We start from the raw sequence: 12,046 nt of genomic DNA on the forward strand, positions 1-12,046 counted from the left end.
GACATGATCTCGTTAACAGTTTAATACAGATTAAATATGTATACCAAGCAAATGAAGAAAAAGAAAAACATCGAGCCATCCTGCATGGCTTGATGTTTTTTGCTTTTTGTTGCATTATCTTGTCGTTATCATCATAATATTTCGAGTGCATCACGTCGTTGTTTGCTATATTTGCCTGGAGAAGTGCCGACCATTTTGGTAAAACTGCGAATGAAGTTAGCATAGTCACTAAAGCCAGATTGAAAGCAAGCATCCGTAATACTCATTCCTTCAGACAGGTGGAATTTGGCCCGTTCAATCCGACGACCCAAAATGTAGGAACGAATCGTCAATCCGGTATGCTTTTTGAATTGTCTGCTGATGTATGTGCTGTTCATATAGAACACTTCGGCAAGTTTGCGAAGTGTAATGTCTTGATTTAGATGTGTTTCAATATAATCCATGGTTTCACGAACCAGTTCAGGCATAATATCATTGGGAACAAAGGAATTGTTATGAAACCAGACGTTAATCATGACCAACAATTGGGCTACGGCTGCATTTATTTTGATATCGGTGCCATAAGCATCGGAAGCAAGCAATCTTTCCAGTTCGTTCGTACATTGCAGCATCTGCTTCAAGTTATACTCGTCTAGATGCACGATGTTGCCTGTTCCTTTGGGGCGATGATCAAAACATGATGATAGATTGGTTGATGGTGTGGAAAGCTGAAATAGATATGTTTTTTTGAGATTGATTGTAATTCGCTCATACTCAGATTCATCCAGAATAAAGGCTCGGTGCATCTCCTCGGGTGACATCACTAGCAAATCCCCCCGCTGCAGATGATAACATCGATTTTCTACATAAAAGTGAACGTTGCCACGAAGAAACAGGTAGATCTCGTATGCATTATGGCGATGATAGATCGTTTCCAGCTTATACGTTGTTACGCGGTGCAGATATAAGAGCTCAGGCTGGATGGGATCATAAAAACATTCAGAGGATCCACTCATGAAGTACCTCCCGTCATTTCACGCAATAAATAGAGCGGTTAACGCAATGAAATTGTACTCAGCTTACCTTAAAATGTAATCATCCTATCATGATACCTTTTGTATTGCAAACGCTTTCTCTTTATAAAGTACAACTAAAAACGATTATAGGGGGATTTTTTCGATGAATCATCATTCTACACCACATGCTGGTGAGCAAAAGCAAACCCAAGCTGCCAATCTGGAGAGTATTCCAGGGGAGATTGGAAAGCTTCATCCCAACGGTAACCCTCTGGTGGCCCACAAATTCGGAGCCGATCCCTATGCTTTGGTATTTAACAATCGAGTCTACTTATACATGACTAGTGATAAGCTGGAATATGATAAGGACGGTCTTCCTCAGAAAAACAGTTACAGTTCAATCAACAAGATTACGGTCATTTCTTCGGATGACTTAATCAACTGGACCGATCATGGGGAGATCAGAGTTGCTGGACCTCAAGGCGCTGCAACATGGGCTTCGCAATCCTGGGCGCCGGCAGCTGCTCATCGAACCTTGGATGGCAAGGACTGTTTCTTTCTTTATTTCGCCAACAATGCCAGTGGAATTGGTGTATTGTCTGCACCAACACCTATTGGTCCATGGATAGATCCGATAGGCAAAGCACTTATTACAAGAGAAACTCCGGGAGTGGAGGAAGTAACCTGGTTGTTCGATCCGGCTGTAATCGTAGATGATGATCATCAGGCCTATATATACTTCGGTGGTGGTATTCCGCAGGGGAAACCAGAAAGACCTGATACGGCAAGAGTTATGCGATTGGGAGACGATATGACCAGCGTTGTTGGTATAGCAAAGGTGATTCAGGCGCCTTATATGTTTGAAGATGCAGGGATACATAAATATAATAATAGTTACTACTTTACGTATTGTTCCAATTTTATTGAGGGTGATCGGCCAGAGGGCAGTCCACCACCCGGTGAAATTGCATATATGACCAGTGTTCAGCCGATGGGGCCATGGACATATCAGGGAACGTTGCTCCAGAATCCGGGCCACTTTTTTAATGTTGGCGGCAATAACCATCATGCTATATTCCAACTGGCCGATCAGTGGTACATTGCCTATCATGCTCAGACTTTAAGCCAGGCTATGAATATTCCCGATGGTTACCGTTCAACACATCTGAATCGAGTCGAGCATGATGAGGCCACGGGTAAGATCCAGAAGGTACATGCAGATTATCAGGGCGTAGATCAAATCAAGTGCTTCAATCCTTATGAATGGGTAAGCGGTTCGACGATTGGATGGAGCAGCAGAGTAACAACAGAGCAATATCTTGACGCTGCTGAGATATCTGCATCCGATTCGAATATCATGTCCGCTAAGCTGCAAAACGACAGTTGGATAGCTATATCCAAGGTCGACTTTGAAAGTGAAGGACCCACAACCTTTACAGCCATTATTGCGAATCAAGGAAGCGAAGGCACGTTGGAACTTCGGCTTGATCGTGCAGACGGACCGTTAATTGCCGAAATCATTGTTCCGCCTGCGACCGGAACTCTTCAATGGATGGAACTAACAACGAAAGTTACGGGTGCAAAAGGTGTGCAAGATTTGTATATTAAGCTTAAGAATTCAACCGACAGCTCCATCATCCTTTTAAGAGAATGGAAGTTTAACAGAAAAAATGAGGTGTAATTGAAACATGTATCCAAATCCGATTATTTGGGCTGATTACCCGGATCTTGACGTTATTCGTGTAGAGGACACATATTATATGGTTAGTACGACCATGCATATGATGCCGGGATGTGTCATCCTGCGTTCATATGACCTGATCCATTGGGAAGTAGCGACATATGTATACGACACATTGGACGATACACCTGCACAGCGGCTGGTGGATGGTCAGCACATTTATAGCAAAGGCATGTGGGCTGCATCGCTCCGCTATCATCAAGGGATGTTCTATGTGATCTTTGTGGCGAATGATACCCGAAAAACATACTTGTACACGTCACCCACCATCTCGGGAGTGTGGAAGAAACAAGTAGTCGAAGGGTTTTACCATGATTGCTCCTTATTTTTCGACGATGATGAACGAGCATATCTTGTCTACGGGAATACCGAGATCTATCTGACCGAATTAAGCTCTGATCTGTCCGGGCCGAAACCTGGCGGAGTGCATCGCTTGATTGTAAAAGACGAGCAGTCTCATCACCTTGGTTATGAAGGAGCACATTTCTACAAGATTAATGGGAAATATGTTGTATTCCTGATTCATATAACGAAAGCTACCGGACGGAGAACGCAGGCGTGTTATACGGCAGACTCTCTGGAAGATGTCTTCACTGGCGGAGAAGTATTTAATGACGATATGGATTATTTCAATTCAGGTGTGGCTCAGGGTGGCATCGTGGATACACCGAATGGGGACTGGTATGCAATGCTGTTTCAGGATCATGGGGCTGTAGGCCGGATTCCTGTTTTGGTTCCGCTCCATTTTGATCAAGGTATTCCGGTATTTGCAAGCAAAGCTCCAAAACAGATTCATATTCCGAGCACGAGACCAGAGCACCGTTATAACCCGTTAGTAGGTAGCGACAGTTTCAATTATGCAGCTGAAGAAGATGGAAGAATACGCCTCCGCGATTTTTGGCAGTGGAATCATACACCTAATCATGAACTTTGGTCCGTCACAGAGAAACGAGGAGTTTATCGTGTTCGAACTGGACAGATCAGCCCAAATCTGACGTTTGCGGTAAATACTCTAACCCAGCGTTCCATGGGGCCCGCTTGCGAAGCAATAGTTATGCTTGACGGCAGTCGTCTGAATGATGGGGATTATGCTGGGTTGTGCTTTCTGATTGGTTCATACGGTATGATCGCTCTTACGAAGCAGGATAGCAAGTTTTACTTGGTCATGCATGCTAGAAATAGTGAGGACTCAACCATATTTGGTAATCTTATTGACCAGGAGCCAGCCACTGAACATGAACGTATCCCGGTATCAGATCCAGTCGTTAAACTGAAAGCATTCGGAAATTTTGAGAATAATCTGGATGAATGCTCTTTTGCCTATTTCGATGGGGTGGAATGGAGAGATATCGGGATTATCCATAAAATGGTATATAAACTTGATCATTTTATGGGTTGCCGAACGGGGTTGTTTGCATATTCAACTCAAATGGTTGGCGGAACAGCTGACTTTTCGAATTTTGAATATCGTGTGATTAATCCTGATGAGAAACAATGAAATATGTAAAAGCCGCCCAACGGCGGCTTTTCGTATTCAATGATTACAAGTTGTTGTACAATGATATGGATTCATAATGGACAGAGAGAAGACAGTTGTTTAAACCGAACTGGGGGCATGTCGTCATGTATAAGAGATGTCTGGACATAACAAAATGGACTTTTATTCTGTTCCTAGCTGTGTCGATACCAGCAGGTCATACCGAAGGAAATTCCAAACAACCTCATCCGCAGCCAGATGGGCAACAGATGAAACTTCCCGCTACGTTTGAGAGGTATTCTCCTCCTATTGTGGTCTCTTTTGTCAGGGAAACCGGAGATGACCTCGAGCGCATGATTAGCCAGTTGCCTGGTGAGACGATGCTGGATAATCGCTGGACTCGTTTGTACGAGAAAGAGTTAGGTATTCAAATTCACTATGACTGGATTGCTAATGGAGATGTATACAATCAGAAGCTGGGTGTATCTCTTGCTGCAGGACGTTTCCCGGATGTGGTAAAAGTAAATCCATATCAACTTAGACAACTGAGTAACGCTGGAATGATCGAAGATTTAACCCATGTGTACCAAGAGCATGCTTCACCACTTACGAAGAGCATATTAGAGGCAGAGGGCAGAGGAGCGTTTGATGCGGCAACCATAGACGGCCAACTCATGGCTATTCCTGAATCCTCTTCCTCCATTGAGACTGCGCAGTACCTGTGGATTAGAACCGATTGGTTGGAGAATCTGGGACTACGGCCGCCTGAAACGATGGAAGAGCTTCTTCAAGTTTCGAAAGCGTTTACAGATGGAGACCCCGACGGGAATGGAGAGCAGGATACGTACGGACTTGCGCTAACCAACCATTTATGGGATCCAGTTATGGGAGCTGCGGGATTGATTTCTGGCTACGGTGCCTACCCTAATATATGGGTTAAAGATGCAGAAGGAAATCTCACTTATGGAGGTATACAGCCTGAAGTTCGCGAGGCTCTGAAAGCACTGCAAACATTGTATCGTGAAGGCCAACTTGACCCGGATTTCGGCTATAAAAGTGGAAGCAAGGCGTTTCGTCTGGTTAAGGACGGAAAAATAGGGATGCTCTACGGAGAACAGTGGACACCCTTTATGCTCCAGACCACCCGTGACACAGATACAGATGTAGAATGGCAGGCATACCCCATTGTTGCCAAGTCAGACCGGAGTCTGTTCGTACCGCTACGTTCCAATACCGGGCAATACTTTGCTGTAAAAAAGGGATTCGCTCATCCGGAGGTGGTTGTAAAGCTGATGAATCTGCATCTGGACATCAACTGGGGCGATCAGGCACAGTACGAAACATACTATAATGACGACTCCCGAGCTGTATGGATGCTTTCACCGGTGACTCCATTTCCCGGTAATAAAAACATAGATGCATACAAACAAATTCGTGATGCCAGAAGCACAGGAGACTTCTCGGCTCTGGAGAATGAAGCTCTCGCCATTCACAAGCGCATTGTGGCCTATGAATTGGAAGATGTAGAGAGCGGCTGGGGCTGGAAACAAACCTATGGTCCTTCGGGTGCTTTTAGCATTGCAGATGCGTACGAGAAGAACGGTCAACTTCTCTATGATGAGTTCACTGGCGGCATTACAGACACCATGGTTGATCGACAAATTATTCTTCGAGATCTTCAGCTTGAAGCCTATATGAACATTATTCTAGGCAGGCCGATAGAAGAGTTTGATCAATTCGTAGAGAATTGGCGCAAGCTGGGGGGAGATCAGATCACATCGGAAGTTAACGCGTGGTTTCGCACCAGCAAGCCAAAGGAGCACTAATGTTCACTTTATTCATACAAGGAACCCACTCAGCCTTTGGCATTGGAGGTGAATGCATTGATCAAGATCCCTGCTAAATCATGGTTTAACAGTATATTTGCGCGATTAATAATCACCTATCTGGTATTTGTGCTCCCCCTGATTCTCCTTGGAGTGTATCTGTATCATTGGAGTTATGACAATGCAAGCCAGGAAATATCATTGTCAACAGAGAGACGGTTGAACCAATATGTCTTGGAATTGAACAGAGAGATGGAATGGATGGAATTACAGCAGTTTGATATCGTTGAGGATCGCAAATTGAATCGTCTGGCTATTCTCTGGGATATGATGGATCAGGTTGAGCGACGGGATACATTAAATTATCTGACTGAACGACTCGCTTCATTCAAGAATAGCACGGCTTATATCAAAAACGTATATGTACATATCCCTTCAGTTGGCAAAAGTATATCCGCGATCCAAGGTATCGATGATTTTGATAAAAGTTCATATGTATACTTCAGTTCAGGCATGCAAGGAAAAGGTACACGTTTCACGGTGAAAGAGGACACCCTGAACCACAGTGCCGTCAGACTGACGGGTACCAGAGGAGAGCCCCCGCTTTTTGTCATTCAAGTGGAGCTGAATACTGATCATTTTCAAAATGAACTTACACGACTTAATTTGTACCCGGAGAGTTCAACTTTCCTGATTGAGGACGTCACGGGGCATGCCATCACAGATAACCATCAAGCAAGTGTTATTCTCGCAAATTATCGTGAGAACAGTGTGAAAGGTACACTTGATGGCTTTCGGATGAAGGTGGGGGACACCATGTATCATGTTAGTCAGTTGCATATGGATTCTCTGGGCTTATCCGTAGCTACATATCTACCCGAGGCCATTGTCACCAAACCGCTTAGCAAGTTCTATCATTGGGCTTGGCTGTTTGCAATTACATCATTTGTTGCCATCACGGCGTATCTCTATTCAAGTTACAAGTTGATTCATATCCCGTTACTGTTGTTGGTGAAAAGATTCAAAAAAATGGAGGGAGGCATGCTTGATGTCCCCATTGCACATAACCGAAAGGATGAATTCGGCTTCCTCTACACCCGTTTTAATCTAATGATTGAAAATCTTCAATCCCTTATCGATCGAGATTTTAAGAAAACACTGATGATGCAACGGGCCGAGTTGAAACAGCTCCAATCGCAAATTAATCCTCATTTTCTGTATAATAGCTTCTTTATTCTGAATTCACTGGCAAGGACAGGAGAAACCGAACGTATTGAGCAATTCACGAACATGCTTGGAGAGTATTTCAGGTTCATTACCCGGAATGAAACAGATCATGTGAAGTTGAAGGTGGAAGTTGAGCATTCACGAATCTATACAGAGATTCAACAATTACGATTCTCCAGACGAATCAAAGTTGATTTTGGGTCACTACCTGCTGAGATGGAACACATCAAAGTTCCCAGACTCATTATTCAACCCATTATTGAGAATGCCTACGAGCACAGCCTTGAAAAGAATTCGGACTCCGGTCTTCTAATTATTGGGTTTAATATGGAAGAGTCATATGCCGAGATCACCATAGAGGATAATGGTAATGAGTTGGAAGAGCAACACATTCAATCTCTTCAACAACGCTTGCATAAGGACGGAGGTACAGACGAAATGACCGCGTTAATAAATATTCATCGACGTCTGGTCCTGACGTATGGAGAAGGAAGTGGCCTTTTCCTAACCAGAAGTGAACTGCAAGGGTTAAAAGTCACAATTCGAATCCAGTGGAAAGAGGGGGAAAACGAATGTATCGACTTTTGATTGTAGATGACGAGGAGATTATTACGGATAGTCTCTATGAAACGTTCGCCAGACATATACCCGACCAGCTTGATGTATGTAAAGCCTACTCTGCAACAGAAGCATTGTCCTGGATGCAACGGTCGAGAATTGACATTGTTCTAACGGACATCCGTATGCCGGGCATGAGTGGGTTGGAACTGACAGAGCGGATTCAAGCCAGTTGGCCGAATTGTCGCGTCATTTTTCTGACAGGACATAGCGATTTTGATTATGCATATCAAGCTTTTCAGATGGCTAATGTGCGTTACTTGCTCAAAACGGAAGGTTATGACAAGGTGATGTCAGTTGTAGAAGATGTGATGGAAGAGATCCGTCGAAGTTACAGCATGATTGAGTTGTTGGAACATTCTCATAAAGTCAATTCGCAGCTTGCACTGATTCAGCAAAAAGAGTATTTACGGAAGTTACTTCAAGACTGTACAGCGGTTATAGATTCTACCATGGATATGCAGGACGAATTATCCAAACGAGATATAAGATTACAGATCAACTCGCCTGTTTATCTCATACTGGGTCGGTTCAATAATCTGCCAGAAAAAGGTTCGGACCTCACACAAGTCCAGGAATCTGTTCGCATTATCGGCTCTTCTCTGATGAATGAGCGTACAGTGTGTGCAAGTGTAACGGACCATTATGGGGATACGATCTGGCTGCTTCAGCCGAAGCAGGAGGAAGAGATGACTAATGATAAACTTGTGCGATTTCTAGAAGGTACGCTGGAACTGGTACAGGAAGCATGCATGGTCTCACTCGGCGTATCCATTGCTTTTTCATTAAGTAGTCGAAGCTGTAATTGGTCCGAATTAACCAAACAATATGAACGTCTGAGATTACTCCAGTGGATGAAAATTGGGGATGGTGTATCCATGGTACTCACGGATCATCGTAATGATCTCTCATCTGATGTACCCAAAGAATCCATGCGGATCTCAAACCGGATCGAGATTATGTCAGGATATTTGGAAACGGGAAGAATTCAGCCATTTTACGATATATTTGAGGAGCTTGCAGGAGAACTGCTGCAACAGGAAATTACGATGGAACGTGCCATGGAGACATACTACAATCTGGCCTTATTATTGCATTCAACGATCAATCGTTGGGGTCTTCAACAGAAAATCCCGGATCAACGAAGCTTGCTGCACTTAGGGGAGTATACATGCATGAAGGATGCAGTACAATTTCTATATCGTGCTGCCGATGAACTAGTACGCTACAAAAGATCAAATGAACAGGAACGCGCTAACGTTGTCATTCATTCCTTATGCAGTTACGTCAAGGAGAACCTTGAGAAAGATCTTTCTCTGGTGAGACTGGCAGAACTTCATCATTTTAATCCATCCTATCTGTCCCGATTCTTTAAGCAGGAAATGGGAATAAACGTGTCAGAGTTTATTGACGACTGCCGAATACGGAAAGCCAAAGAAATGCTTCAGAACACAAATCTTATGGTGCGTGAGGTCGCACTTCAAGTGGGGTACGAGGCTGCCCATTCATTTACCCGACTTTTTAAGAAAATAACGGGAATGACTCCCCAAGAATACCGGGAATCCCTTTTGGTACGTTAATGGTGAATACTCTGGAATTGACCAAACCCAAACAACTACAAAAAAACGCAGGAAGAAGAATACATCCTGCGTTTTTTTGTAGTTATTATCTAATCGATACACAAACCGATTCGGCAATCCACCTTTAGGCCGTGTGGATTTTTTGTCTTCTATAAGCATTGGGACTTGATCCGGCATACGCTTTGAACTTTTTATAGAACCAATCAATATCCTTATAGCCTACCTCAATAGCAATCTCATATATTCGCAGATTCGTGGAAGACAACAACTGCTGTGCCTTTTCCATACGTTGCTGGAGCATATAATCATTGAAAGACATTTTCTCTTCCAGCTTGAACTTCTGTCCGAGGTACGCACAGTTAAAATGAAGCATGTCAGAGATCTTCTTCAGCGTGATTTCATCACTCAGATGATCCCGTACATAGGCCTTGACGATACGAATAACATGACTGGAGTGCATGGGTTTACCGTTCATTTGAACAGGTGTTTTGAAGAACGACGACGTTTTGTGTGCCGGGTCGGTTTCAAGATGGGATCTAAGTCCATGCAGACTGTTAAGTAAAGAAGAAGGACTAACTGGATACGGGAGATAATCATTTACCTGATACGTCAGGGCTTTGCGTACGAACCTGAAGTGATCTCTTCCACCCATCAGGAGGATAGGTATCTGACTTTTTTTTCGAATGTCGTTGCATAACCAGAGCCCCGCGGTATCAAACCTCTCTGTATGTACCATAACAAGGGAAAAGTCTCGTTCTGACAATGCGGTCAAAGCCTCGGCCGATGAGAACACACAATTTGCGATAGTATATTGAGCTTTGCTCCGTAGCAACATCTGTTGCAACTCCCCGCACAAACGACGGCTGAAATCCACAAGTAAAATATCATACATGAAGCAATACCTCACCTTCTGCTGAATTGTAATGCGCTAGATTAACTGAAATTTGACTTAATTTCATTATGGTAATAAAAGAAAGCGCATACAATGTGCATATTTTTGTAGACAGTGCATTTCTTTACCAATTAAAACCTATAATGCACTTTGCTCGTGCAAAATTACGCGAATCTATATTCAGCCCGGGTAAACATCTGTATTTCGGCAGGTTGTTTGCGCTTTCATTTGAACGATACACTGTGATAGCAAACGACAATCAGGGGGGAAGACGATGAGAAAAAACAAGTTCATGCTACTGAGCCTGGTATTTGCGGTCTTGTTGGTGATTGCTGCGTGCAGTTCTGCACCTACCGCTCAACCTGAGCCGGAAAAGACAACACAGGAGGAACAAAAACCCGCGGAAACCGAGCCAAAGAATGAAAACTCCACGCCAGAAATGGACTTTGACATGGGTGGCAGAACCATCAAGGTTGTTGCTTGGTGGGACATGGAAATACAGGGGAACAACCCGGACAACATTCAACGCCTTGAGAATCTCGAAGCGCTGAAGAAAAAACACAACTTTAATATTGAATATGTTTCCATCGATTTCGGTGAATATCAGGAAAAAGTAGTTGCTTCCCTGATGGCTGGTGAACCGCTTGGCGATCTGGTGAGACTGGGCAAAAACTATGCCATTCCGGCATTGACCAAACAGGATCTGTTATGGCCGGTGGATGATTATATTAAAAACGACAAGGTATTCAACCAGAAAACAACCAAGGAATACATGCAGTATGAAGGCAAAGGTTACGGCTTTACCGAGGACCAGTCCTCGTTTATCAACGGAATTTTCTATAATCGCACACTCATGCAAGAGCTCGGCTTGAAGCCACTTCAGGAGTATGTGGATGCCGATGAATGGAACTGGGATACGTTCATCAGCGTTGCCAAGCAAGCGAACAAGGATCGAAACAATGATGGCAAGCTGGACACTTGGGGACTCGCGCAAACGGGCTTGCTGGAACCGATTCTGTATTCCAACGAGGCTTCTCTGACCAAAGAGGATAAGCAGAACCTGGAAGATCCAAAAACGAAAGAAGCGTTGAACTTCCTGTCCAAACTGGCTACCGAGAAGGTCGGCAGAGCTTCTGAGGGCGGCGATTGGACAGAGCCATCCACGTTCTTCCGTCAAGGCAACACCTTGATGTATTCAGGTGCCATGTACGAAGTCGAAGGTATTATGACGGATATGCAGGACTACGATATTGGTTTTGTACCGTTTCCAAAAGGTCCAAGTGCAACAGCGTATCACTCCGGTGAGTCACGTTACCAAGCTATAACGATTCCAAAAGCGGTAGAGAATCCGGAACAACTGATGTACATCTGGGAGAAAATTAATGAGATCGAATCGATCTATGAATACCCGGGACAATCCACACTGGAGACACATCTGACCGATGAAGCAGATATCAACAATGCCAGAGAGGTAGCGGAAGGTATGTTGGTTCTCGACCATAACACATTCCCGTCCTTGCCGTTCTGGGATTTTGATGGGGAACTCAAAGAAGGGGTATCCGTATCTACGCTGATCGAGAAATACAAGGCTCCTTTCCAGGCTGCGATTGATGAGGTTTACAAATAGGTATCACGTTACACGGGCAGAACGCACCAGTGAAGGTGCGGTCTGTCCGGGTTAGTCAATCGT

At 44.1% G+C, this 12,046-nt stretch carries 8 protein-coding genes; 6 read left to right on the top strand and 2 right to left on the bottom strand.

The genetic code is table 11. The features are described from left to right. Nucleotides 1–131: 131 nt before the first annotated feature. Nucleotides 132–995, bottom strand: a complete 864-nt coding sequence (locus tag F0220_RS14885; RefSeq protein WP_105598711.1) for an AraC family transcriptional regulator — start codon at nucleotides 993–995, stop codon at nucleotides 132–134. 163 nt (nucleotides 996–1,158) lie between these two features. Between F0220_RS14885 and F0220_RS14890 the strand changes: the two genes are divergently transcribed. The 5 genes from F0220_RS14890 (at nucleotide 1,159) to F0220_RS14910 (ending at nucleotide 9,464) form a co-directional block, all read left to right on the top strand. Further along, nucleotides 1,159–2,676: a glycoside hydrolase family 43 protein gene (locus F0220_RS14890; RefSeq protein ID WP_105598712.1), complete on the top strand. Its 1,518-nt coding sequence runs from the start codon at nucleotides 1,159–1,161 to the stop codon at nucleotides 2,674–2,676. Between the two features lie 7 nt (nucleotides 2,677–2,683). Further along, complete coding sequence (locus F0220_RS14895; protein WP_105598713.1) at nucleotides 2,684–4,234, top strand: glycoside hydrolase family 43 protein; 1,551 nt, start codon at nucleotides 2,684–2,686, stop codon at nucleotides 4,232–4,234. A gap of 125 nt (nucleotides 4,235–4,359) precedes the next feature. Further along, complete coding sequence (locus F0220_RS14900) at nucleotides 4,360–6,039, top strand: extracellular solute-binding protein (protein WP_105598714.1); 1,680 nt, start codon at nucleotides 4,360–4,362, stop codon at nucleotides 6,037–6,039. Nucleotides 6,040–6,087: 48 nt separating this feature from the next. Then, on the top strand, nucleotides 6,088–7,854 hold the full coding sequence (locus F0220_RS14905; protein WP_308737307.1) for a sensor histidine kinase: 1,767 nt from the start codon (nucleotides 6,088–6,090) through the stop codon (nucleotides 7,852–7,854). Next, the gene (locus tag F0220_RS14910) at nucleotides 7,839–9,464 is read left to right on the top strand and encodes a response regulator (RefSeq protein WP_105598716.1); all 1,626 of its coding nucleotides are present in this window, start codon (nucleotides 7,839–7,841) and stop codon (nucleotides 9,462–9,464) included. Before F0220_RS14905 ends, F0220_RS14910 begins: the two co-directional genes overlap by 16 nt. A gap of 124 nt (nucleotides 9,465–9,588) precedes the next feature. Here F0220_RS14910 and F0220_RS14915 read toward each other — a convergent pair whose 3' ends face one another. Next, nucleotides 9,589–10,356: a helix-turn-helix domain-containing protein gene (locus tag F0220_RS14915; protein ID WP_047842955.1), complete on the bottom strand. Its 768-nt coding sequence runs from the start codon at nucleotides 10,354–10,356 to the stop codon at nucleotides 9,589–9,591. Nucleotides 10,357–10,630: 274 nt separating this feature from the next. Between F0220_RS14915 and F0220_RS14920 the strand changes: the two genes are divergently transcribed. Then, a complete protein-coding gene (locus tag F0220_RS14920; RefSeq protein ID WP_091016292.1) occupies nucleotides 10,631–11,983 on the top strand; it encodes an ABC transporter substrate-binding protein in 1,353 nt (450 codons plus the stop codon). Nucleotides 11,984–12,046: the final 63 nt, after the last annotated feature.

Origin of the sequence: Paenibacillus sp. 37 (assembly GCF_008386395.1) — a bacterium.
Taxonomy (GTDB): Bacteria; Bacillota; Bacilli; order Paenibacillales; family Paenibacillaceae; genus Paenibacillus; species Paenibacillus amylolyticus_B.